At 32.6% G+C, this 25,537-nt stretch carries 20 protein-coding genes; 10 read left to right on the top strand and 10 right to left on the bottom strand.

The window, feature by feature from the left end; all coding sequences use genetic code 11:
* Nucleotides 1-135: 135 nt before the first annotated feature.
* The 3 genes from ACRHNM_RS00460 (at nt 136) to ACRHNM_RS00470 (ending at nt 2,940) form a co-directional block, all read left to right on the top strand.
* Nucleotides 136-726, top strand: coding sequence for a HupE/UreJ family protein (locus ACRHNM_RS00460; RefSeq protein WP_431132556.1), 591 nt, complete (start codon nt 136-138; stop codon nt 724-726).
* Between the two features lie 174 nt (nt 727-900).
* Nucleotides 901-1,332, top strand: coding sequence for a deoxycytidylate deaminase (locus ACRHNM_RS00465; protein WP_431132558.1), 432 nt, complete (start codon nt 901-903; stop codon nt 1,330-1,332).
* On the top strand, nt 1,333-2,940 hold the full coding sequence (locus ACRHNM_RS00470) for a S41 family peptidase (protein WP_431132560.1): 1,608 nt from the start codon (nt 1,333-1,335) through the stop codon (nt 2,938-2,940). It begins immediately after the preceding gene.
* Nucleotides 2,941-2,944: 4 nt separating this feature from the next.
* Here ACRHNM_RS00470 and ACRHNM_RS00475 read toward each other — a convergent pair whose 3' ends face one another.
* The 3 genes from ACRHNM_RS00475 to ACRHNM_RS00485 all read right to left on the bottom strand — a co-directional run bounded on the left by ACRHNM_RS00475 (nt 2,945) and on the right by ACRHNM_RS00485 (nt 4,437).
* Nucleotides 2,945-3,547 carry an FAD-dependent oxidoreductase gene (locus ACRHNM_RS00475; protein ID WP_431132562.1) on the bottom strand — a complete coding sequence of 201 codons (603 nt, stop codon included), beginning with the start codon at nt 3,545-3,547 and terminating at the stop codon, nt 2,945-2,947.
* Entirely contained in the window at nt 3,547-3,750 is a 204-nt protein-coding gene (locus ACRHNM_RS00480) for a hypothetical protein (RefSeq protein ID WP_431132564.1), read from the bottom strand. Before ACRHNM_RS00480 ends, ACRHNM_RS00475 begins: the two co-directional genes overlap by 1 nt.
* 99 nt (nt 3,751-3,849) lie before the next feature.
* On the bottom strand, nt 3,850-4,437 hold the full coding sequence (locus tag ACRHNM_RS00485) for a MarC family protein (protein WP_431133990.1): 588 nt from the start codon (nt 4,435-4,437) through the stop codon (nt 3,850-3,852).
* A gap of 111 nt (nt 4,438-4,548) precedes the next feature.
* Here ACRHNM_RS00485 and ACRHNM_RS00490 point away from each other — a divergent pair, with 111 nt between their 5' ends.
* On the top strand, nt 4,549-5,115 hold the full coding sequence (locus ACRHNM_RS00490) for a DUF3109 family protein (RefSeq protein WP_431132566.1): 567 nt from the start codon (nt 4,549-4,551) through the stop codon (nt 5,113-5,115).
* Nucleotides 5,116-5,221: 106 nt separating this feature from the next.
* Nucleotides 5,222-5,929: a DUF4412 domain-containing protein gene (locus ACRHNM_RS00495; protein ID WP_431132568.1), complete on the top strand. Its 708-nt coding sequence runs from the start codon at nt 5,222-5,224 to the stop codon at nt 5,927-5,929.
* On the opposite strand, the gene ACRHNM_RS00500 is transcribed toward ACRHNM_RS00495, so the two are convergent.
* Together ACRHNM_RS00500 and ACRHNM_RS00505 are read right to left on the bottom strand one after the other, a co-directional pair.
* Nucleotides 5,926-7,854 (bottom strand): tetratricopeptide repeat-containing sensor histidine kinase, encoded by a 1,929-nt coding sequence (locus ACRHNM_RS00500; protein ID WP_431132570.1) that lies wholly within the window; start codon nt 7,852-7,854, stop codon nt 5,926-5,928. The two genes, ACRHNM_RS00495 and ACRHNM_RS00500, sit on opposite strands and share 4 nt — an antisense overlap.
* 61 nt (nt 7,855-7,915) lie before the next feature.
* Nucleotides 7,916-8,650 (bottom strand): LytR/AlgR family response regulator transcription factor, encoded by a 735-nt coding sequence (locus ACRHNM_RS00505; protein ID WP_431132573.1) that lies wholly within the window; start codon nt 8,648-8,650, stop codon nt 7,916-7,918.
* A gap of 706 nt (nt 8,651-9,356) precedes the next feature.
* Here ACRHNM_RS00505 and ACRHNM_RS00510 point away from each other — a divergent pair.
* The 3 genes from ACRHNM_RS00510 (at nt 9,357) to ACRHNM_RS00520 (ending at nt 14,893) form a co-directional block, all read left to right on the top strand.
* Nucleotides 9,357-10,346, top strand: a complete 990-nt coding sequence (locus ACRHNM_RS00510) for a ribonucleotide-diphosphate reductase subunit beta (RefSeq protein ID WP_431132575.1) — start codon at nt 9,357-9,359, stop codon at nt 10,344-10,346.
* A gap of 199 nt (nt 10,347-10,545) precedes the next feature.
* Nucleotides 10,546-13,023: a ribonucleoside-diphosphate reductase subunit alpha gene (locus ACRHNM_RS00515; protein WP_431132577.1), complete on the top strand. Its 2,478-nt coding sequence runs from the start codon at nt 10,546-10,548 to the stop codon at nt 13,021-13,023.
* 124 nt (nt 13,024-13,147) lie between these two features.
* Nucleotides 13,148-14,893 (top strand): Na/Pi cotransporter family protein, encoded by a 1,746-nt coding sequence (locus ACRHNM_RS00520; protein ID WP_431132580.1) that lies wholly within the window; start codon nt 13,148-13,150, stop codon nt 14,891-14,893.
* 17 nt (nt 14,894-14,910) lie between these two features.
* On the opposite strand, the gene ACRHNM_RS00525 is transcribed toward ACRHNM_RS00520, so the two are convergent.
* Entirely contained in the window at nt 14,911-15,633 is a 723-nt protein-coding gene (locus ACRHNM_RS00525; RefSeq protein ID WP_431132582.1) for a DUF6503 family protein, read from the bottom strand.
* A 120-nt stretch (nt 15,634-15,753) separates the two neighbouring features.
* Between ACRHNM_RS00525 and chrA the strand changes: the two genes are divergently transcribed.
* Nucleotides 15,754-16,881, top strand: coding sequence for a chromate efflux transporter (gene chrA / locus ACRHNM_RS00530; RefSeq protein ID WP_431132584.1), 1,128 nt, complete (start codon nt 15,754-15,756; stop codon nt 16,879-16,881).
* A 51-nt stretch (nt 16,882-16,932) separates the two neighbouring features.
* On the opposite strand, the gene ACRHNM_RS00535 is transcribed toward chrA, so the two are convergent.
* Together ACRHNM_RS00535 and ACRHNM_RS00540 are read right to left on the bottom strand one after the other, a co-directional pair.
* On the bottom strand, nt 16,933-19,269 hold the full coding sequence (locus tag ACRHNM_RS00535; RefSeq protein ID WP_431132586.1) for an inorganic phosphate transporter: 2,337 nt from the start codon (nt 19,267-19,269) through the stop codon (nt 16,933-16,935).
* Nucleotides 19,270-19,346: 77 nt separating this feature from the next.
* Nucleotides 19,347-20,549 (bottom strand): porin, encoded by a 1,203-nt coding sequence (locus tag ACRHNM_RS00540; RefSeq protein WP_431132588.1) that lies wholly within the window; start codon nt 20,547-20,549, stop codon nt 19,347-19,349.
* Between the two features lie 382 nt (nt 20,550-20,931).
* Between ACRHNM_RS00540 and ACRHNM_RS00545 the strand changes: the two genes are divergently transcribed.
* The gene (locus ACRHNM_RS00545; protein WP_431132590.1) at nt 20,932-21,291 is read left to right on the top strand and encodes a toxin-antitoxin system YwqK family antitoxin; all 360 of its coding nucleotides are present in this window, start codon (nt 20,932-20,934) and stop codon (nt 21,289-21,291) included.
* Nucleotides 21,292-21,355: 64 nt separating this feature from the next.
* Here the strand turns inward: ACRHNM_RS00545 and ACRHNM_RS00550 are convergent, their stop codons facing one another.
* The gene (locus ACRHNM_RS00550; protein WP_431132592.1) at nt 21,356-22,555 is read right to left on the bottom strand and encodes a multidrug transporter; all 1,200 of its coding nucleotides are present in this window, start codon (nt 22,553-22,555) and stop codon (nt 21,356-21,358) included.
* 46 nt (nt 22,556-22,601) lie between these two features.
* A complete protein-coding gene (locus ACRHNM_RS00555; protein WP_431132594.1) occupies nt 22,602-25,439 on the bottom strand; it encodes a TonB-dependent receptor domain-containing protein in 2,838 nt (945 codons plus the stop codon).
* Between the last annotated feature and the right edge of the window lie 98 nt (nt 25,440-25,537).

Genomic DNA, 25,537 nt, shown 5'->3' on the forward strand with positions numbered 1-25,537 from the left:
TCTTGCATCAAACGAAATATTAAAGAAAATATTTTTCTTCTTTTCAGTTTATAATAACTCACTACTTTTCTTGTGAGTTTGTATTTAAGTATAAATTTTAAAATGTAACTTTGAAATAACCCAAACACATAAACCATGATAGATAATTTTATATCAAACCTGCAAGATGGCATCTACCATGTCCTTCATATTAATGCTTATGAGCATATTCTTTTTTTAATAGTTTTAATACTTCCTTACCTCTTTAAAGACTGGAAACGAATCTTATTATTAATAACTGTCTTTACAGTTGGACACTGTTTATCTTTGAGTTTGGTGACTTATAATATAATAAGTGTGGATCTTAAAGTCATATCATTTCTGATTTCGTTTATCATCTTAATTGTAGCTCTATTTAATATTTTCACAGCTGGAAAAAAAGTACTACATACTAAAATTGGAGTTCTCTTTTTCATTACACTCTTTTTCGGATTGGTTCATGGACTTGGTTTTGCAGACAACCTCAACGCTTTAACAACAGCTTCTGAAAACAAACTACTGGCCATTTTAGAAATCGCTCTTGGCTTGGAAATAGGTCAACTTATAGTAGCATTCATAATTGTCTTTTTGAGTTTTCTTTGTCAAACCCTATTTAGATTTTCTAAACGGGATTGGATTATGGTAATTTCGGCTATTGTTTTAGGCAGCTTAATTCCAATACTTATCAATAGCAGCATCTTCTCTTAAAAAATTAAGAAAGCAATCTGTTTTTTTGTAAAACTTTAACGTAATCCTCAAAATTTAATGTTCATCCCTTTTTTATAATCATTACTTTTGAAAAGTGTTCACCTTTAAGCTATAATACTTTGTAATTAAAATATGAACCGATTATATTCGTTATAAAGATTTTAAAAAATTAAAATGTCGAAAGAAAAACAGCTTCGTTATGATAAAGCCTACTTAAGAATTGCTAAAGAATGGGGTAAACTCTCACATTGCAAACGCAAACAAGTAGGTGCTTTAATTGTAAAAGATAGAATGATTATTTCTGATGGTTATAATGGAACTCCAACTGGGTTTGAAAATTACTGTGAAGATGACGATGGTTATACTAAGTGGTATGTACTTCATGCCGAAGCCAATGCCATCCTTAAAGTAGCAGCCTCAACACAATCTGGCAAAGGAGCTACTTTATATATTACACTTTCGCCATGCAAAGAATGTAGCAAGCTTATACATCAAGCTGGCATCATTCGTGTTGTATATCATGAAGGATATAAAGATGACTCTGGACTTCAGTTTCTAAAAAAAGCTGGAATAGCTCTGGAACTCATCGAAGATTTAACAGCGTAAATGAACTTTCAAAAAAAATACATACCATTATTATTAGGAATTGCCATCGCTCTTGGTGTATTTATTGGTGGAAAGCTAAATTTCACAGACACCTCTGATCGCTTGTTTACTACCAATAGCAAAAAAGACAAACTCAACAGACTTATAGATTATATCGATTATGAATATGTTGACCAAGTAAACACAGACAGTATTGTTGACGTTACTGTTAATGGTATATTAGATAATCTCGATCCGCATTCTATATATATTCCAAAAAGTGAAATGCAACGGGTTACCGACAATATGAAAGGAGATTTTGTTGGTATTGGAGTTAGCTTTTATACGTATAAAGATACAGTAACCGTAATTAGATCTATTGAAGGTGGTCCAAGTGAAAAAGCAGGCATCAAAGGTGGAGACCGAATCATTATGGCAAATGGTGATTCTATCTATGGAAGAGAGTGGACTAATGAGGCTATTGTTAAAAAACTAAAAGGCGAAAAAAACAGTAAGATTACCCTTAAAGTCTATCGACCAGGTGAAAAAGAATTACTAACCTTTAAGGTGAAATATTCAGATATTCCTATAAAAAGTGTAGAGGCATTTTATATGCTAACTGACAATTTAGGCTATATCAAAATTAATCGATTTGCAGAGTCTACCTATAAAGAATTTAAAAAAGCATTGCGTAAACTTCAAGAACAAGGTGCCACAAAATTAGCACTAGACCTTCGTGATAATCCTGGTGGTTTTCTGGGAATTGCAGAACAAATTGCTGATGAATTTCTAGAAGACGATAAACTTATATTATTCACTAAAAATAAAGCTGGTAATATTGAAAAAAGCTTTGCTACAAGACGTGGTGATTTTGAGGAAGGAGATGTGTATATTCTTATCAACGAAAACTCTGCTTCAGCAAGTGAAATTGTTGCTGGAGCTTTACAAGATAATGATAAAGGAACCATTATAGGAAGACGTAGTTATGGTAAAGGCTTGGTACAACGTGAAATGTCTCTTGGAGATGGCAGTGCAGTTCGGCTAACCGTTTCCAGATATTACACACCCACTGGTCGTTCTATTCAACGTCCTTATGATAATGGCAATAACAAAGACTACCATAACGATTATTATAAACGTCTTAGAAATGGTGAATTTGAAAACTCTGAAAATATTAAAATTTCAGATTCATTAAAGTTTACAACTCCAAATGGCAAGGTAGTTTATGGAGGTGGTGGCATTATTCCTGATGTTTTTGTTCCACTCAATACCAGTGCTCAAAATGAAACCCTAAACTATATCAAACGTCGAGGTTACGTTAGTAATTTTGTATTTGAAGAATTAGATAAAGACCGAACTGTTTATGATAGCATAAGTGCTTCAGACTTTATCAATAACTTTAATGTTGATGATGCAGTGGTTGAAAAGTTTCAAGATTTTCTCAATTTAAAAGAAAGAACTGATATTTCATTTGTTAGTTATTACAATCAAATGAAACAACTTATAAAAGCAGAATTAGCCAGTCAATTATACAACAGTAATGTTTCTGAACAAATTGTCAACCAAACTGACATCATGATTGAAGAGGTCATTTTGCTGAGTAAGTCTAATGAGACTCTAAACGAGTAGAATACTAAATTTTATCGTGAATTTTGGTGTGCTTACCGTCATTCCATAGTGTTAAAATATCTGTTGCTACTTGTGCTCCACTTCCTGAAGCTATAGCAAACTGACTTCGCCATCCAGCCATCGTACCTGCTACATAAAGATTTTTGTCGACTATATGATTGTGGTTCTTCAACCAGATACGCTCTTTCTCAATGGCTGCTCTTGGGTGAGGCTCCAGGTAGGCATCAAGTCCCTCAATTGAAACTAAATTTGTATAACCTACAGCAACAACAACCAATTTTGATTCATAGGTGTTTTTGTTAGTCGTAATGAGAAATCCTTCCGAAGTTTTAATAATCGATATTACTTTTTCATTTTCAATTTGCTCAACATGAGGATACAATTGAGCTAACTGCATTTTCCCATCTTCTAAAACAGATGCTCCTGTGGTTCCTGGAGCTAAACCCAGCACATTATTAAATAGTGCTGTTTGTAAGTGAGATGCTCTTTGATGCATAACAATCCCAATGCGTTTGTCTTTAGCAAAAAGTTTAGACTTTGCAGAGCCTAAAACTAAAGCGCAAGACATGCCTGCAGCTCCTCCTCCTACGACAAGCACATCAAACATTAGTTATTGTTTTTAAGTTGTTGATCTACTTTTTTAGATAATCTCAAAATCTGTAATAAAGCAATTGCACAAAGGGAAGCTAAAATCGTAATAAGGGCAACAACACTTTGCCCTTCAAAAGGAGCTTCTAAATTAATTTGAGTAACATTATACCCAATTAGCGCAATAGCAATAACTGTGATGATGATGGTAAATAGTTTCATCTGTTTATTTTTATTTATTCTTTGTTGGTCAGGTGTAATTCACCATAAAACACTTCGGTTAATTTCAATAATTGGCATGGCTCATTTTAAAATCTAAATTTATGCGAGCTCAAAAAGCGCTTTAATATTGTGAGCAAAGAGTTTTACTGCAATGGCCAACAACACCACACCAAACACTTTTCTAATAATATTTATTCCATTTTTACCTAAAACATGTTCAATTTTAGTAGACGTTTTAAGCACAATAAAGATAACAATAACGTTAGATATAACTGCAATAATTATGTTTTCAATAGCAAATTCGGCTCTTAGAGATAATAAGGTCGTTAAACTTCCAGGTCCTGCAATGAGTGGAAATGCCAATGGAAATACAGAGGCTGTCATTGCGCCAGAACCATCGTCTTTATATAAGGTTATTCCTAAAATCATTTCTAAGGCAATAAAAAAGATGACAAATGCACCTGCAACTGCAAAAGAATTTACGTCAATACCAATCAAATTAAGCAAACTCTTTCCTATAAATAGAAAAATAATCATAATTACACCTGCTATTATTGATGCCTTTTCACTTTGTATATGTCCAACTTTTTTTCGTAAATCAATAATAATTGGAATATTTCCAACAATATCAATAACTGCAAACAGAGCCATAAATGCAGTAAATATTTCTTTAAAATTCAATTGAATATCCATGACTTCCAAATTTTCGGCAAAAGTAAGTCTTTAAGAAAGATTTATAACGTTAAAAAATGGTAAAGTTTAACTATTTTTGCAACCTGTTTAAAAGTTAAAACCTCCATGTTTCAATTAGGAAAAACTATTGTTTCTGAAAACATTATTGAAAAAGATTTTGTGTGTAATCTTTCGGCATGCAAAGGTGCGTGTTGTATTGATGGTGATGCTGGCGCTCCTCTGGATTCTAAAGAGGTGAAAATTTTGAAGGACATCTACCCAAAAGTAAAACCTTTTTTACGTAAAGAAGGTATTGCAGCCATTGAAGCTCAAGGCACACACATCACTACAGAATTTGGAGATTTTGAAACACCTTTGATTGATGGAGCAGATTGTGCTTATGTTATTTTTGATAACAAAAAAACGGCTCTTTGCGGCATAGAAGAAGCTTACAACCAAGGTGAAGTCTCTTGGAAAAAACCTGTTTCCTGCCATTTATATCCTATTCGAATTAAGGATTATTCTGAATTTTCTGCAGTAAATTATGACAAATGGGACATTTGCGACGACGCTTGTGTTTTAGGCAAAGAACTTCAGGTTCCGGTTTACAAATTTGTCAAAGAGGCATTAATCAGAAAGTTTGGTGAGGATTGGTATACAGAATTAGAAAAAGTAGCTGAAACTTATAAATAGCGATTTACCAACAATACAATATCTTCAGCCAATTATACAATAGCATTTCATATTTGTTTTTTATTTGTTTAATTTTCAGATTGTTAATTCTACAATTTTTAAACTTATGAAAACTAAACACACTATTAGACTTACCTTTTACTTTGCCTTTTTCTTCTGTTTATGTCATATTTCAGCGCAAACGAAATCTAATGCAGAGTTGCCAAAGACCTATGATTTTGACTACGTCTATAAATTGAAAATAACTCACAAAAAAAATGACGCTCAACTTGATTATTATTTAAAAAAAGATGCTGAATATTTTGGGTTTGACACCTCAGCAATGACTGAAGGAAACAACAACACCAAGATGTTTATGGTTACTGATAATTCTCGTGGTGTCAACTTAATGTTTATGGAAATGATGGGAAATAAAATGCTGCAAAAATCCAGCATACATGAAAGCAATTTCATGTCTGAAAACTCCTCTGATGACGTTACCTTTAAAAAAATTGAATCTAAAACCATTCTAGGATATCACTGTGAGGGATTTGAAGGAGAAAGCAATGATTCTAAAATTAGATTCTACATTACAGACGATGTGCCTTTAAGTTTTAATAAAGTTTGGGGAATGAATCAAAAAACGATTCCAAAAGGATTTAACCCTAGCATCATGGCAAAATATGCCAAAAATGGTCTTATGATGGAAATGATGTATACCGACAAAAAAAATGATAAAAACACCATGACTATGGAGTGTATTGGGCTTGAGAAAACTGATTTTTCAATTGACACTACTAAATACAATTCTATGATGGGTACCTTTGGTAATTAAACAGCTTTTGAAACTATAGATATTGTAGGGATTTCTACAACAACTCTTGTACCTTGTGCTTTATGATTACGATCATAAATATCTTCAATCGTGATTTTGTAATCGCTTACATAACCTTTAGAAAAATTTGCTAATCTTGCTTTGGTTAGCGAAATACCAACAGATTTTCGCTTTAACAATTTACCTTTATTGATTTTTGTTGAACGTATTCTTCCTATACCATTATCTTCTATTGAAATGTTTACAAAGTTTTCACTTGTTCGATAGACACAAAGTGTAATTCTTTTTTCACCTTCATTTTTAGATGATAAGCCATGCCAAAGTGCGTTTTCTAAAAAAGGCTGTAAAATCATTGAGGGCACTTTTATACCAGCTGTATTGATATCGTCTTCAATATTAATTTCAAAACGGATTTCATTAGAAAATCTTATGTTCTCAATATTCATATAAAGCTTCATCGTATCTAATTCATCTGCTAAAGAAATTTCCTTTTCAGTAGAGGCTACTAAAATTTTCCTAATAAGTTTCGAGAATTTATTAAGATAGTACACTGCATTTTCTTTTTCATTATTAATAATATATAGTTTGATAGAATTAAGCGAGTTAAAAATAAAATGTGGATTCATCTGACTTCGCAACATATCTTGCTCAAGTGTTAGTATATGCTTTTCTTGTTTCAATTGCCTGGTTCTGTAAAGTGCAATCATGATGGCAACAAGTATTGCTAAAGCGAGTATTGAATACCAAAATAATTTTTTATTGCGCTCTAATCTGGATTTTACCAATTCATTTTCATCAGCTAATGCTTTTATCTGGTTGTTTTTAGCTTCGTTTTCGTATTGAATTATAACATCATTAACATACCTCAAATTACGGTCATTAGCAATGGTTTTTTCTAATTCAACTGCCTCTCTGTAAGCATTTAAGGCTAAATTTGGCTTATTGGTTAATTCATATAAATCCGACAAATGTTTCTGGGCTTCAACAATCGAAGATTTTAAACCATATGTATTTGCAAGATTCAAACCTGTTTTCAGATTTATTTCAGACAAATCATTCAACCCTAAATGCTTTTGAGCCCACCCCAAATTAATGTAAGAGGATGCTACATAAAACTGATCTCCAATACCTAATGCCTTTTCAAGCGCTTTTTCAATAATAAGCTTAGCATCATTAAATTGTTCTTGTTTAATATATACTTTCCCAATACTATTGTAGCAAATCACACGTCCAAGTTCTGAATCAATTTGATTATTGTAGTCTAAAGAACGTTCGTAATTCCTCAATGCGTTATCTAATTCTCCTTGAGCCTCATAAGCAAAACCTATATTTTGATAATTGATGGCCAACCCTAATTTATTATCTGCTTCTTTTTCAATTATTAAAGATTTTTGAAACTGACGCTTAGCAAGTTCATATTGTTCGAGCACCAAATAAATATTACCAATACTGTTTTGAGAAACGGCAATGTTATATTTTATTTCTTCTGAAGGATTATCTACAGATCTGGCAATATCAAGAGCCTTTGTATGAAAATCTAATGCAGGTTTTACAAGATCCATTCTTCTATAAACGACACCTATATTATTAAGATTGACAACTCTTAACTCTAAATTATTAGTCTCTAAGGCAAGGGCATTCGCTTTTTCGTGCATTTTAATGGCTCGTTCATAAAGCGAATTATTTCTAAAATACACACCTAAAGCATTTAATGCAAAGCTTTCGCCTTCTGGATAGCTGGACACTTTAGACATGCGAGCTAAAGTGTTCATTTTTATGGTGTCTTTTTTAAATTCTGAAAACACAGAATCCAATAATGTATAATCTCTTGGCTTAGAAGTTGTAATCGTCTTTATTCTAGAACTAAAGTCTGACTCTAAATTATCCTGTGCCTGAAAAGCAAAGCATACCGTAAAACAAAACATCAAAACCACTAACAATTTAATTTTGACAATGTAAATGAGTATGTTTTGAAGATGATTCATCTTATAATTTCTCTAAAAAATCTGATTTTCGCTGTCTAGCGACAGGAATTTTATGATTGGATTGCATCACCACATAACCTTCACTTTTAATAAACTCTTTAATCTTATTAAGATTGATGATGTACGAATTATGTATTCTAAAAAAACAGTACTCTGGCAAAATAGCATCAACCTCTTTTAGTTTTTTTGTAATGACTAATTTCTGAGCTGCCTCTAAAAAAATGGTGCTGTAGTTTCCGTCAGATTCTACATAAAGAATATCATCAATGTTTAAAAAAATAAGCTTCCCATCGGTATTAATTGTAATTCGCTTTTTATCAAGCTTACCATTAAAATTAGTGAGAACCTCTTCTATTTTTGAAACATTTAAAGCTCTGTAATTGTGCTTTTTTATTTTTTCAATCGTTGCCTCAAGATCGTCAGAATCTATAGGCTTTAATAAATAATCAATAGCTTCATGTTTTAATGCCTTTATAGCATATTCATCATAGGCCGTTGTAATGACTACTGCAAACTCTTTGTTAGATAATTTTTCCAGAAACTGAAAACCATCCATCGTTGGCATTTGTATGTCTAAAAACAAACAATCAAGAGTGTTAGCATTAAGATAAACGATAGCCTCTTCTGGATTTGAAAAAGTTTGAATGACTTCAATATCACTACTAAAATTAGAAAGCTCCCAGGATAAACTTTGGATAGCTTTTGGCTCATCGTCTACTATTACTGCTTTTATCATAATATCAAATATATAATAATAAGTAATAAAATTTCTGCAATATGTATGGTTAGCCTTCTTTTGTGTGTATTGTGTTAAAAATAGACTTTTAAAGGTTTGCTTAAAATTGACAATACCAACTATACACTTTTCATTACCAACTACACAAATTCAATTTGAGTATTAACTTAAAAGCTTCATATTTGACGACACCAATTAATGACCGACCATACATTTTGTATTAAAATAAAGAGTGATCGTGGGGATTCACTATTTTGATTAAATGCTATTAATCATAAAAAGTCAGGGTCAAACCTGACTTTTTTATTTTAAGGTCATCATATTACTATTAACTATTAATAATTTTAGTTAGTTTAATTAATTATTAGGGATTGAAGAGGGCTTGTTAAAGCTCTCTTTTTTTGTTTGTTTTTGAACATCATTTCACAATTTATTCGAAGCAGTAAACATCGCTTGCTACTGCTCATTTAATAGGATTATACTTACTTTTTTTAATTTATTTTTTTAATTTTAATTAATTGATATACAGTTATTTATGATTTTTTTTAACAAATGTTTAAATTTTTTATCAATTTATCAATTGTTAAAAACTTGTTGAAAAGGTTTCCGAAAAAACGGTAAAATATCTCATACATTTTTCAATCTTTGTTAGTCCCAAATCACACGAAATTTTTCAATGAATTTTTAAATCAAAAACACAATTAAAATGTCTCAAGTTGTAGAACCAATTTTGCAAGAAAACAAAGACCGATTCGTTATTTTTCCTATTCAACATCATGATCTATGGGAATGGTATAAAAAATCTGAAGCGAGTATGTGGACTGCAGAAGAAATCGATCTACATCAAGACTTAACCGATTGGACAAGTAAATTAACTGACGATGAGCGTTACTTTATAAAGCACGTACTAGCATTTTTTGCTGCTAGTGATGGTATCGTCAACGAAAATTTAGCTGAAAACTTTGTAAACGAAGTTCAATATAGCGAAGCCAAGTTTTTCTATGGTTTTCAAATTATGATGGAAAACATTCATAGTGAAACGTATTCTTTATTGATTGACACCTATGTTAAAGACGAAAAAGAAAAAGACAAATTATTTCATGCTATTGAAACCTTTCCTGCAATTAAGAAAAAAGCAGATTGGGCATTAAAATGGATAGAATCTCCAAGTTTCGCTGAGCGTTTAATTGCATTTGCTGCTGTTGAAGGTATTTTCTTTTCTGGTTCATTTTGCTCAATATTCTGGTTAAAAAAACGTGGTTTAATGCCAGGCTTAACGTTTTCTAATGAGTTGATTTCACGTGATGAAGGAATGCACTGCGATTTTGCCGTGCACCTACATGAGCATCACTTAATAAACAAAGTCCCAAAAGATCGTATTAAAGAAATTTTGGTTGATGCCTTAAACATAGAGAGAGAATTTATTACAGAATCACTTCCTGTAAGCCTAATTGGTATGAATTCTAAATTAATGTCACAATATCTAGAGTTTGTAACAGATGGTTTACTTCAGGATCTTGGCTGTGAAAAAGTTTATAATACAGCAAACCCTTTTGATTTCATGGATATGATTTCATTACAAGGAAAAACAAACTTCTTCGAAAAACGTGTGTCCGAATATCAAAAAGCTGGTGTTCTTAACAAAGAAGAAGAAGAAAATAAATACGATTTTGGCTCAGATAATTTCGATTTCTAGAACAAAAACAAAATTATTTTAACTGGCAACGTAGTTCTTTAGTTATACAACTAGCGAAAGTTTTTCAACCAGTTTTAATTTCAATATATAAAAATTAAAAAATAATTCAACTGTTAATCAGCCTCCTACTGATTAATAGTAACTAACTAATCCCTTTTTCTGAATGGTCGTTTCAGAAAAAACTAAAAATGTGTAAGGTATGTATGTATTAAAAAGAGACGGAAGAAAAGAACCAATAATGTTCGACAAAATTACGGCAAGAGTTCGTAAATTATGTTACGGACTTAACGAACTTGTTGATCCAATTAAAGTGGCAATGCGAGTTATTGATGGCTTATACGATGGTGTAACTACCAGTGAATTGGATAATTTAGCTGCAGAACAAGCAGCAACAATGACAACTGCTCATCCAGATTATGCACGTTTGGCTGCTCGTATCTCGGTATCTAACTTACACAAAAACACAAAAAAGACCTTTAGCGAGGTCATGACAGATTTATATACTTATGTAAATCCGAGAACAGGAAAAAAAGCACCTTTATTAAGTGACGAAGTTTATAAAGTCATTAAAGACAATAAAGAACAATTAGATTCTGCAATCATTTATAATCGTGATTTTGGTTATGATTATTTCGGGTTTAAAACACTTGAACGTTCTTACCTCTTAAAATTGAATGGTAAAATAGCTGAACGACCACAACATATGTTAATGAGAGTATCTATCGGTATTCATCTTAACGATTTAGAAGCAGCTATTGAAACCTACGAGTTGATGTCTAAAAAATACTTTACACACGCTACACCAACACTATTTAATTCAGGAACGCCAAAACCACAAATGTCATCTTGTTTCTTATTAACAATGAAAGACGACAGTATTGATGGTATTTATGATACATTAAAACAGACCGCTAAAATTTCACAATCTGCAGGAGGAATAGGCTTATCTATTCATAATATTCGTGCTACAGGAAGCTATATTGCTGGAACTAACGGAACAAGCAATGGTATCGTTCCAATGCTTAAAGTATTCAATGATACAGCACGTTATGTCGATCAAGGTGGTGGAAAGCGTAAAGGAAGCTTCGCCATGTATATCGAACCATGGCATGCAGACATTATGAGTTTCCTAGATTTGAAAAAAAATCATGGTGCTGAAGAATTACGTGCTCGTGATTTATTCTACGCGATGTGGATGCCAGATTTGTTTATGAAACGTGTTCAGGAAGATGCTCAGTGGACGCTAATGTGTCCTAATGAATGTCCTGGACTTTGTGATGTACACAGCGAAGAATTTGAAGCATTATACACTAAATATGAAGCGGAAGGTAAAGGTCGCAAAGCCATAAAAGCCAGAGAACTTTGGGAAAAAATATTGGAATCTCAAATTGAAACTGGAACACCTTACATGTTGTACAAAGATGCTGCAAACCGTAAGTCTAACCAGAAAAATTTAGGAACCATTCGCTCTTCAAACTTATGTACAGAAATTATGGAGTATACGTCTCCAGACGAAGTTGCTGTATGTAATTTAGCATCAATTGCTTTACCAATGTTCGTGAAGAATGGTGAATTTGATCACAAAGAGTTATTCAGAATCACGAAACGTGTGACAAAAAACTTAAACAGAGTAATCGATAGAAATTACTATCCTGTAAAAGAAGCTGAAAACTCTAATTTCCGTCACAGACCAGTTGGGTTAGGTGTTCAAGGATTAGCAGACACATTTATTAAATTAAGAATGCCTTTTACAAGTGATGAAGCTAAAAAGTTAAATCACGATATATTTGAAACGCTTTATTTTGCTGCAGTAACAGCAAGTATGGAAGAAGCAAAAGCAGATGGTCCTTACGAAAGCTATGAAGGGTCTCCTATTAGTAAAGGAGAATTCCAATACAATCTTTGGGGAATTAAAGATGAAGAGTTGAGCGGACTTTGGGATTGGACAAAATTACGTAAACAAGTCCTTAAAAATGGTGTACGCAACTCCTTATTGGTGGCACCAATGCCAACAGCGTCTACATCTCAAATTCTAGGAAACAACGAGTGTTTTGAGCCATATACTTCTAACATTTATACGCGTCGTGTATTATCTGGTGAGTTTATTGTTGTTAATAAACATTTACTGGAAGACTTAGTAGAATTAGGACTTTGGAATGAAGACTTAAAGAACGAAATTATGAGAGCTAATGGATCTATACAAAATGTAGATTGCATTCCTCAAAATATTAAAGAATTATACAAAACAGTATGGGAAATGTCTATGAAAGATATTATAGATATGTCTCGTCAACGTGGTTACTTTATTGACCAATCGCAATCACTTAACTTATTCTTGGAAGGTGCAACCATGGCTAAATTAACATCTATGCATTTTTATGCATGGAAAAGTGGCTTAAAAACAGGAATGTACTACTTACGTACCAAGAGTGCTGTAGATGCTAAAAAGGTAACAATTACAAGACAGGCAAAAGCAGAATCAGTTGCTGAAACACAAGAAGTTGCAGTAGATAACGTAGTACAAAAACAACAAAAAGCTGCTGAAACAGCTGCAAAGTTCGCAAAGCAAACAACCGAAAAGTTAGAAACAGAACCAATGACAGCCGAAGAAATGAAAGCACTCATTGCACAAGCTAAAGAAGCTGAAGGTGACGATTGCCTAATGTGTGGTTCGTAATTTTTAAATTTAAGTGTAAAAAAAGCCAACTCAAAAGAGTTGGCTTTTTTGTTTTATTTCTAATGAACACTTCTATTTGAATTTGAATTAAATTTATACTACTTTAAACCTCTATTGACAACACATGAGTTACGGTTTTTATGACATTTTACAGCTTATTGGAGCTTTAGGCTTATTCCTTTTTGGAATGAAAGTGATGAGTGATGCCTTATTAAAACTCGCAGGAAATAAGCTTCGGTCGTTTTTAGCCACAATGACATCTAATAGAGTTTTTGGAGTAATTACAGGCTTCTTTATCACATCTGTCATTCAATCTTCTTCTGCAACGACGTTGATGGTTGTAAGCTTTTCAAATGCAGGATTATTAACACTTATAGAATCTATTAGTGTCATTATGGGAGCCAATATCGGAACCACCATAACAGCTTGGTTAATTACCATATTAGGATTTAAAGTAAGTATGAGTGCTATGGCTTTACCTCTTGTGGGTTTCGGATTTTTATTCACCTTTTCAAAACGAAAAAACTTCGATAATTGGGGAAGTTTTATCATTGGATTTGCTTTACTTTTTATTGGTCTTCAGTTTCTAAAAGAAGCCATGCCAGACATTAAAAACAATCCTGAAATACTGGCGTTTTTAAGTCAGTATACCAATCTTGGTTTTGTTTCTATCTTGCTTTTTTTACTCATAGGTACTGCTTTAACTGTTGTTATTCAATCATCAAGTGCAACGATGGCTTTAACTCTAATCATGACTGCTGAAGGCTGGATTCCTTTTGAATTGGCAGCTGCAATGGTTTTAGGCGAAAATATAGGAACAACCATCACTGCCAACTTAGCGGCTATAGTTGCAAGTTATAAAGCCAAACGAACAGCAAGAGCACATCTGGTATTTAATATTATTGGTGTGATTTGGGTTCTTATTTTATTTTATCCGTTTTTAAGATTTATTGGCTGGCTAGCTGAAACTTTGGGTTCTGAATCTCCTTATATTACAGCAGCTGCAATACCTATTTCAATCTCATTATTTCATACAGCGTTTAATATTATGAATACCTGTTTATTAATCTGGTTCGTAAATCCAATTGCTCGATTGGTTGAAAAGATCGTACCAGAAAAATTAGAAGCAGAGGTCAAAGTTGATGAACCTAAATTCTTAAAAAAAGCCGTATTAAAATATCCTGAAACTGCCATTTCAGCTTTGCTTAAAGAATCAAAATATTTGTTTAAGAAAACCATTTTTGAAATTGTTGCTCATGCTTTAAACATTCATAGAGGTGATATAAAATCGACTGAAAATCTTAAAAAAATAATCAAGAAATCAAACGTACTTTTTGAATTAGACATTCGTGAAGAATACATCACAAGAGTGAAAAGCATCTATGGTCAAATTATTAATTATGCAACTAAAACACAAAGCGAGCTTGATTTGACAGAAATTCAGAACCAGCAGATTAGCGAAATAAAATTAGCAAATAGAAAAATGGTTGAAATTATTAAAGATATAAATGAATTAAGTCGAAACATATCAATGTACTTGAATTCTGAAAACAAACACATTCAAAAAGAATATGATAAATTGAGAAAAAGAGTTGCCACAGTTTTACGAGTAATTCACCTCTTCAGAACTGAAAAAGACAATGAAACATATCACAACACACTTAAAAAAATGAAGCAAAATGCTCGTGAGCATAAACATGAAAGCAGCACTAAATTAGACAAACTCATTAGAGAAGATTTAATTACGGTTAACATGGCCTCTTCACTGGTTAATGACACCGATAATGTAAATGATATTATCAATAATTTAATTGATACTGCAGACTTACTTTATGGCAAAAAAGACAACTTACTTGATAATGGAACGTAGTGTTTCAGCCACCTAAACTAACGTTTTAAAATATCTGTAGCCAAATAAGCATTGTCTTTATTATAATACCAAGTTCTTACTTTAGGCATTTTAATTTGATTGATAGTTTCAGTTTCAGATAACACAATATATTCTCCACTATCTGGTTTCAAATTGCCTTCCTCATCTGTTTTAAAGAATTGATAGATCTCCATAGCAAACGTTTCAGGATTAAAATAAAAATACCAGACATCACTTCCAACAGAGACATCATAAGTGGCTTTTAAGACCAAATAGTCTTTTCCTTTAAAAGTTTTCTTTTCAACTTTTTCAGAAATGCGTGTGCCTTTATCGTTAAGTTTCATAGGTAAACCATACAAATAGGTGTAATAATCTTTGTACATATTGGCACGCTCACAACTTAGATTATTTGAAAATAACTCAGCCTTACTCAAACCTGTTTTACCATTTAAAGACATACTACAGACTCCTTTATCAATTGTATATTCAGTGACTACAGAATCTCGAGTTGCTTTCACTTTAAAATATTCAGCAGGAAGGTCAATTGTAATATGACTTGTTCTTTTAGTATGGTTGGGCATTTCCATAACGACATCAAATTCTCCTTTAAAAGTGTTCCACTGATGATTTGGGTCATGGTATTGAGTTGCCATTTTTAAAAGCGATGCACCACTAATGTTTTGAGCTGTTAAAAATTTGAAAGAAAAGATTAAGATGCATGCACATATAAAGGGTTTCATGATGAAATTAATTTTAGCGTTTACGAATTTAGACTATTTCATTTAAACTGAAGAACCTTATATTTGAAACCTAAGAAGTTAGCATATGTTTTTTTTAAGTAAGCCATTTAAATTCATAATATGGATTCTAAATTAAAAGAGGTTGCACACGTGTTTTTTAAACTAGGTTGTTTTGCGTTTGGAGGTCCAGCAGCGCATATTGCAATGATGGAAGATGAGATTATTGAAAAACGCAAATGGATGACAAGGGATTATTTTCTTGATTTAATAGGAACGACTAATCTAATTCCTGGTCCGAATTCTACAGAAATGACAATGCACTGCGGTTACGAACGTGCAGGAAAAACAGGCTTATTTGTAGCTGGCATCGCTTTTATTTTTCCGGCAACAGTTATAACAGCAATTTTAGCGTATTTGTATGTAAAATACGGACACTTACCTGAGGTAGAGCCATTCATTTACGGAATTAAACCTGCTGTACTGGCTATTATAGCTTCGGCCATTTTAAAACTTGGCAAAAAGGCAATAAAAAGTATAGAACTTATTATTCTCGGTTTACTGGTATTAATATCAAGTTTTTTAGGTGTAAATGAAATTGTAGCTTTATTATCTGCTGGTGTTTTAGGAATGTTATATTTCTATATAAAAACTAAAGCAACATCTCATCTTAATACCATATCACCTTTTCTAATGTTTCTTGGAGCAAACTCAATAGCAGTTAAGATTTCTACCGGAAAACTCTTTTTAATCTTCTTAAAAGTTGGAGCTATACTCTATGGAAGTGGCTATGTTCTTTTTGCATATTTAGATGCAGAATTGGTAACTCGTGGTTGGTTAACTAGAGCTGAACTTATAGATGCTATTGCTATAGGTCAGTTTACTCCTGGCCCTGTATTATCTACCTCAACATTTATTGGATATCAACTCTCTGGGTTTACAGGAGCATTGGTAGCTACTACTGGAATTTTTCTACCTTCATTTTTATTTGTTTTAATACTTAATCCATTTATCCCAAGAATGCGTAATTCAATAACACTACGCTATTTTTTAGATTCGGTAAATGTTGCAGCTGTTGCTGTCATGTTAGCTGTATTGATTACAATGTCTAAGGAAACACTTATCGAATGGCAAAGCATTACAATTGCTTTAACAGCTACTTTACTAACCTTTAAAACAAAACTAAGCACCATTTGGACCATTGTTATTGGTGCAGTTTTAGGGTTTATTTTAGTCACTTTAACACCATAAAAAAACCATCACAAAATTATGATGGCTTAAAATCGAATTATAAATGATACGTTACTCTTCTTGATCTGAAGATTTTACATTTTCAACTATTTCATCAACAACTGCAATGGTTGCAGGTTTAACAGAACTATCATGAGAACTATGATATTCCTCTAAAAGACTCATGGTTGCATTCAATAAATCTTTAGTCTCTAACAATAAACTGAAATATAAGGTTGTGTTTTTAGGACTTGACTCTTCAGTTCTAGTACGTTCAACTTGTTTCTGAATTTTTTCTTTTACTAAACTGTACACCTGAGACTTTTCGTCTAAAATGGCTCCAATCTTTTCAAAAGATCTGGAATCGAAAGCCGCTTTAGTATCATTGAATAAAAGTTCCATTTTATCATCAACTTCTTTTAATTCTTTAATTTGAGAGAATTTTAATTTTTTGTGGTTATTGTTGATATGCTTATGACTTACCTTCGAAATGTACTCTAAAGACTGAGCCATATCCTGTAGATATCCCAAAACATTAATATAAAAATTACTGGCACCTATACTCGACTCATCTAAGTTTTTAATAAAATAAAAGATGTTATCACGTAAATCATCAATTTCATTAGATAATTTCACAACCTGTTTTTTGTTCTTTTTAAGAAGTGTTAAATCTTGTTTAGCAAGCCCTTTAATAGCATTTGTGTAAATTCTATTTCCACGTTTTACCACATTAGCAATATTTCCTGCACTTTCATGAATAACACCTTGTACTGAACTACTTTCTGCTTTTGTCAAACTGTCTTCGGCCTTTACTTCTTTAGATTTTTTATTGTGCGCTATCGAACTTCTGATCAATAACCCAAAAGCTGTTACCAGTAAAATTGGAAACATTACTTTTAAATTTAAGTTCAATAAATACGCTACAAATGCAGCTGCAGTAAACGCACTAAATGCTGTAAAGAACCAACCTCCAATGACATTGATTACACCTGCAACTCTGTAAACAGCACTTTCTGCTCCCCAAGCTCTATCGGCTAAAGAGGTACCCATTGCCACCATAAAAGTTACATAGGTTGTTGATAATGGTAATTTATACGATGTTGCAATTGATATTAAAACAGCAGCCACCATAAGGTTAACAGCAGCTCTTACCAAATCGAAAGCTGGTAGGTCGAATTTTTTATCTTTTGATAATTTTACCACTGGAGCTTCAAATTGTTTATCAATTTTTACCTGCCATGATTCTGGCAAGACATATGTTGACATTTGCGACATTAACATAGCAGTTCTTACAAACCCTCGAGACAAGAAATTTGGCTGAAATCGTTCCTGTGTTTCTCCTTGGCTGGATAAATCTAATGATGTTTTTATAACACTTTTTGCTTTCGTAGAAAACCATAAAGTTAATACCATAATCATACCTGCGGCAAATAATAACCAATTGTTTGTCGGTACTTTTTCGGCTAAAACATTCATAGGGAATTCAGTTGCAGCCATACCTGAAGCAGTCCATTCTACAAATGCATTGTAAGCTGCGACAGGCACACCGATAAAGTTTACCAAGTCATTACCTGCAAATGCTAAAGCAAGCGCAAAAGTACCTACAATGATAATAAGTTTATAAATATTGGTCTTTATAAAAGCGATTAAAACATAGGATAACAATGACCAAATTATTGAGCTTACTACAACTATCGATAATACTTTTTCTTCAAGAAAATCTTTCATTGAAGCACCTCCAAGAATGCTAAAGGATTCATTTGCGTAAGAAGTTCCTTTTAAACCTTTCATGAAAATGAAATAGGTAATTGAGGTTAATGCAAATCCTCCAAACAAAGCACCAACCCAATGTGCTTTCTTTTCAAAATTATACGATAAAAGCAACCTTGACACCCATTGAACTATGGCACCAATAGAGAATGCGACGACGACGGAAAGCAGGATTCCAAATATAATTTGTGAAGCTTTAGACGTATTAATATAGTTGATTACATCATCAAAATTTCCACCATCATGACCTATTTTTATGAGAGCCATTGCAACTGCTGCTCCCAATAATTCAAATACAATAGATACTGTTGTCGATGTAGGCATCCCAACAGAATTAAAAAAATCAAGTAAAAGTATATCTGTAATCATTACTGCCATGAAAATAATCATGATTTCATTAAACATGAATTCACCAGGATTAAAAATACCCTTACGTGCAACTTCCATCATACCACTTGAAAACACAGCTCCAACTGCAACTCCAAGACTAGCAACAATCATAATTGTTTTAAATGTAATAGCTTTAGATCCGATGGCAGAATTTAAAAAGTTCACCGCATCATTACTAACACCAACAACCAAATCAGCAATAGCTAATAAGGCTAAGGCAATGATCATATATAAATAAATGTTATCCATAATTTTAATTAAAATAAGTTTGCAAATATCTTTAGTCTATTTAAGTATAACGTTACCTAATTGTTATTTTTTCAGATTCAAAAGTGAATATCAAAACCAAGTCTGAAGGTAATATTATTTTCATTTCCATCCAGAGTTGTATAACTAACATCTGACTGTACTTTTAATTTATGACCTACAACAAATTTATTAACTCCAAGTGTATATTGTTCTCTTGGAAGTGCACCTGTAATGCTCTCGAAATTTACTGCTGTGTAACGTGCAGCTATTTCATAATTGCTAGTAAATAAGTATCCAGCCTGCAAGTTTATAGCGTTACCGGTTAAAACAACATCACCTGTTGGCGTAATCTCATCTATTTCTGTAGCTATTTCATCTTCTGCTGTTCGCTTTGCATACTCACCCATAAATGAAAACCCTCTATATTTAAACATGGCATCTGCAAAAATTGTAGTTTGATCAGTTTCATATATTGAACCATCTGTTCTTATCATATAATCACCTGAAAATCCTCGCTCTCTTACGGCATCCTGATTATAGTTATAGGTGAACCCAACCATTAATTTTGGACTTTCTTCACGCTTTAAATCAGATTGACTGTAATCACCTTTAGATTTAAATATTCCAAAAGGCAAAAATTCTAAACGTCCTGTATACTGTAATCCTCCTTCATTTCCTTCAGAAACATTTCGACCTTCTCCTTGCGAAACAGCTATTTTTTCTCGTATCAAAAAATTAGTACCTAGTTTTGTTTTATGACGTAATTGAATCCCTAAGTCACGATCAATATTAAATCGGCTATTTAACAAAGAGCGGTCAATTAATTGCAAGTTTGCAGAAGACACTACACGTTCCACATTTCCGGGCAGTTTAGTTTGTCCAGCCCAAAGTTCCCAATTACCAGCAAAATTCCACATGACAACTGCATCAAGTATGTATCTAGGAGTATTTCTATTAAACTCATTGGCACCAGAAAGATCTCTATTAGATAATCCTAACTCTATTTTATATCTAAGCTTAGTGCTGTAAGCAAAACCATCAAATTTTAATCGTGCACGTCTTACAATAAAATTATGCTCAGGACTTGCATACTGGTCACCATCATGATCCCATGAAGAAATAGAACGAACTTGAAAACGAGGTGCAAATTTTATGCTAAAAGAGCTGTCTTTAGCCACAAAGTTTATCATACCCTTTCCAAATGATGTATCACTAATCTCCTGTGCTTTAGAAAGAAAAACAGTGCACAGTATAAGCGCAGTAATTAATTTAGATTTCATTTGAGGTATTAGTTTTTGTCACTGCAAAGAACTAAAACTAGTGTTAACTTAATGTTAACTAACCATTAAGATTACAAATAAAAAAAGGCTGCTTTGGCCAAAAGCAGCCATTTTAGAATTCATGATAATATAGTCGACAAAAACTAATAGATTATATGAAAAACTAATAATGTATTTTAAAATACATAGCAAATATCATTCTTAAACGTAATTTAAATATCATCTAAATATTAAGTAATTATTAAAAATCACATACAATTTAATATCACAAAAAACTGATTATCAACACTTAGGGGTTTTAATGTTAATTTAATGTTACCTAATTATTGCTTTAATGTTAATAAATGCCTATCTTTGATTTATAACAAATAAACCCATAACAATGAAGAAGCAATTTATTTTATTTTTTGCATTATTGATTTCGGTGGTTGCTTTTGCACAACAAGAGCGAGATTTAAAGCTTAATAAAAAGACCAATTTAATTGAAGTTATTTACTATCATGACAATGGAGTAGTGAGCCAAACAGGTTTCTATACTGCAGATGGAGAACTTCATGGTGAGTGGTTAAGTTTTAATACTGAAGGCAAAAAATTAATTTCGGCGAATTATGATAATGGGAAAAAAGTCGGCAAGTGGTTTTATTGGAATGACACCACTTTAACAGAAGTAGATTATACAAAAAACGCTATCACAAGTGTTACTGAATGGGACAACAAAACGTCTGTTGCCATTCGAAACTAAGAATTACATTAAAATTAAAAAAGGCATCCAATTGGATGCCTTTTTTTATGATATCATAAATTACTTATTGAATGGTCCAGCCAGATCCCCAAGTTGCATAATCTGTAGCAACACCATTACCGATTCCAGAAATAAAATCTGTTTCGGAAAACGTCTCTCCAGTATCATTTTTTAAGTTTAAAATAACATCGACAAAAGTTACATCTGTAACAGTTAAATCTCCGTTTAAAACTCCTGCTCCTGTTGGGTTTGAGCTTGTTGATCCTGCATCTCCATCTAAATCAAACCCTTCTTCAAATCCTTCAATATAAACGTTCGTAAAGATACCCTGTGTTCCTGCTCTTAAACGAATCGCTTCGTTGCCAGTACTTGATCCATTTCCATAGATAGCCAGATTGTTAACCGTTGGTTTTGAAAAGAAAATTGGACTTGAGTTATTTCCGATGTCTGTATTATAACCATCAGCCTCAATACCTTTATCGTGTTCTGAACCATGTTTTACATAAGCATTAGTAATTGTTCCACTAAAACCTTCAGTCCAGTCAATAGAATCATCCTGAGCATTTACAACAGATATAAAACTAGCATTTACAGTTCCTCCGAAGAATTCAATTCCATCGTCTTTACCTTCATAAGCCTGAATGTACTCTACAATTGTTCCGTTTCCAACTCCGTAAAAAGAGAATCCGTTGTTTTCAGACTGTCCATCTGCTGCACCACCAGAATAATCTACTCGTACATATCTTAAAATTCCTGAATCATCCGAAACATTTGTTCCTCCGTAAGGCAAACTTGCAATTTCTGAAGTAGATGTGGCTGTTCCTGATACCGAGTTGATAGGCGCTTTTCCTAATAAAATTAATCCTCCCCAATCTCCAGCGGCTGGAGAAGATGCATCTGACGTTAAGATAATCGGACTGTCGGCAGTACCATTAGCAATTATTCTGGCACCTTGAGAAATGGCTATGTATACATTTGCTCCTGCAGCTAATGCTTCGATAGTCATACCAGCTGGAATTGTTAATGTTGTCCCAGAAGCCATAATTAATGGTCCATTTACAACATAACTATTATTAGCATCTAATTCTAAATCAGTGGTATAAGTTCCTGATAAGAAAATCGATTGTGGACCATTGTTATTTCCACCACTATTATTATTTGTGACACTATTATCATTAATAATAATATCTGCAGTATCGTCTGATGTACAAGCTGTAACAAGCATTGTGATAATTGCTAATCCTAGTATTAAATTATTTTTCATTGTTTTTGTGTTTAATTAAAGTTCTGGTTTTCGTTTATTGTTCTGTTTAAAATTTGTATTTGAGTTGTAATGATAAATCAATACCTCTTTCATAATTGGTAACATCTTTGCCATTAGGAGAAGTTACCAAGACATCACCAACTGAAGTCCCTTCTCTGAAATACTGTACTGTTGGATTTAAAAGGTTTCTGGCTGCAAAATTGATTTCAAATTTTTCTGAAATTTTATTTTGAAGTACAAAGTCTAAATTTGGTAGTCCCTTTTCAATTACATTACCTAATTGTCCAGAACCTAATGCATCAATTCTATCAGAAAAATAAGAGAATATTAAGTTTGCAGCAGGCTTATAGTTTCCAAAGGTTGGTGAATAGTTAATATCAGCATTTACTATAAATGGTGAAGCCCCTTGTAATTCTTCACTATCATTTCTAAAACTTACGTCAAATAAAGATCCATCTATTGATTCATATAAATCTTGTTCAGTATGAATGTATGTTGCGTTTAAGCCAACAGATAATTTAGCAGTGTCATTATCTTCTGCTGAATTCATGATGATATTTTTTCTCACTTCTGCTTCAAAACCAATCACCTGAGCTTGATTGCCTGTTCTGAAAAAACGTTGTGTTCCTGTAGCATCAAATGCCACAACCTGGTTAATAGGATCGTTTATTTGTTTGTAGAATACTGCAGCAGATACTATTTCAGATTTACTCATGAACCACTCGTACTTTAGGTCTAAATTTAAAATTTCTGAGTACCCTAATACATCTGGATTACCACCAATTCGTTGCGATACACCTTCGTATACAAAAGGCGCAACTTCTTTAAACTCTGGAAGAGATATGGTTTGACTTGCAGAAAAACGTAAGTTTTGATCTTCTGTTAAACTGTACTTGATATTTAAGCTTGGTAAGTAAACAACATCTGAAAATGCTCTGCTTCCAACACCTTCATTTCCTTGATTAATAACATCGTAACTTATATCTTGAGTAAAAGACTCTACACGTACACCAGGAACAAACAACCATTTATCACCTGCTTTAATTTCTGCATTGACATATCCTGCATAAACCTCTAAAGTTCCTTGATAAGTATTTTCACTTAAACCAGGTCGATTAGTTGTTCCTAAAGTTTGATTGCCATCAGCTGAAGTTGGGATTGGTCTAAATACTTTTATCGTATATAGTCCATTTCCGTTCGGATTTACCTGTAGATTATCTAAAGTAAAAAAATTATTTAAAGCGTTGGGATCACTAACTTGAGTTTGAGAACCAATGATATCATAACCATAACGGTTGTTGTCGAAGCTACGCTCTTTAGTTCTTCCATTGTAACCAAAATTAAACTTAAGTGCCTCATTAGGAGTGTAAGCTAAATTTAAAGCACTATTGAGTTCTTCGTCATCTATATTCTGAAAGTAACGCTGGTTATCAAAATCTACATTACTATAAAATATCGGATTAGTTGAAGGGTCATTATCAAATACAGTATCATAGTTTTCTAAACTAATTCGTTTTCTGTCTGGTTCATGTGCATTAACCAGATTATAACCAACAGCCCAATCTAAATCTAATGTTTCAAAATTGTGTTTACCCATTAATTGGTTAACATATATTAGGTTTTGATTAAACTGCACATTCATTTGATAAAACCCTTTATCTGTATTTGAAATGGCATCTCTATTTCTACCCAAACCATCAATACCAAAATAACCTACTTTATCTGATGAACTGTTGATAAATAATGAGTTAAATCTGAATGAGTTGTTACTGTCAACCTTAAAATTCAAACCAAGCATTGCTGTGGTTTGAGTCGTGTATTCATATTCTTCTGAATCTTCGAATGATTTTTTCTCTACATTAGTATAGTCGGTTGTTACACCTCTTCTATATTCAAATCCATTATTAAATGAACCTGTACCATAAATACTTAATCGTTCTCCATTTTTAAAATTGAAAGACTTACCAAAAGATCCTCCAAAATTTATTGCTACAGGTGTATACCCTTCAACAGGATCGATTCCATGAGATAAAACAATTGCAAACGGATTATTATCATATCTGTTATAATAACCGAAATAGCTGGTCCCTTCACTTTTTACAAAATTCTTACCAGACGCATTTGTGTTTATAGAGGATCCCACTTCAAAGTCGAAAAAACCATTGCCTTTATAGTCTTTTGATGAGATGTCGACATTACCAGCAGAAAAATCACCATAGAATCTGGTTGAATATGCTTTACTAATGGAAACATTTTCAATAATATCTGATGCAAATAAATCTAAATCAATATTCTTTTTATTAATATCATTTGATGGTAATGATAATCCATTAAAAGTTGTGTTTTGATAACGGTCACCTAAACCACGCACATAAACATTACTCGATCCTTCTTGCTTAGAAACTCCAGAGATTTTAGCAACTGCACCAGCTGCATTACTCACTACTTTTCTCGATAATTCTTCAGCACCTATACTTTGCTTAATTTCTAAGGCTTTCTTTTGATCAAGCAATAAAGCAGCTTCACTTTCTTTTCGAGTTGTGGTTGTAATAACAACTTCATCTAAAGAAGCTGCACTTGCAGACATAGGAACGTTAACTTCTGTTACTTTACCAGCAATAACTTCTACAGTAATTTCTTTAGGCTCATAACCAACAAAGCTAAATACCAAAACGTAAGTTCCTGGAGATAAGTTTTCAAAACCATATAATCCATCAAAATCAGATGTTGTACCAGTTGTGGTTCCTTTAATTAAAACATTACCAAAAGCTAATGGCTCGTCGTTATATTCTTTATCTATCAATTTTCCAGCAATAGACCCAGTATTTTGAGCAAATCCTAGTGTTGTAAAAAACAGTATCGTTAGTAATACAAATATTCTCATTAGTTGTTTTAATTTGTTGCTGCAAAGAAACTGTCATTGTGTAAAGTCAAGGTTAATTTGAGGTTAAACCTAAATCATAAAAAAGTTACCTCAACGTT

This window comes from Psychroserpens mesophilus (genome assembly GCF_050617655.1).
GTDB classification, from domain to species: Bacteria; Bacteroidota; Bacteroidia; order Flavobacteriales; family Flavobacteriaceae; genus Psychroserpens; species Psychroserpens mesophilus_A.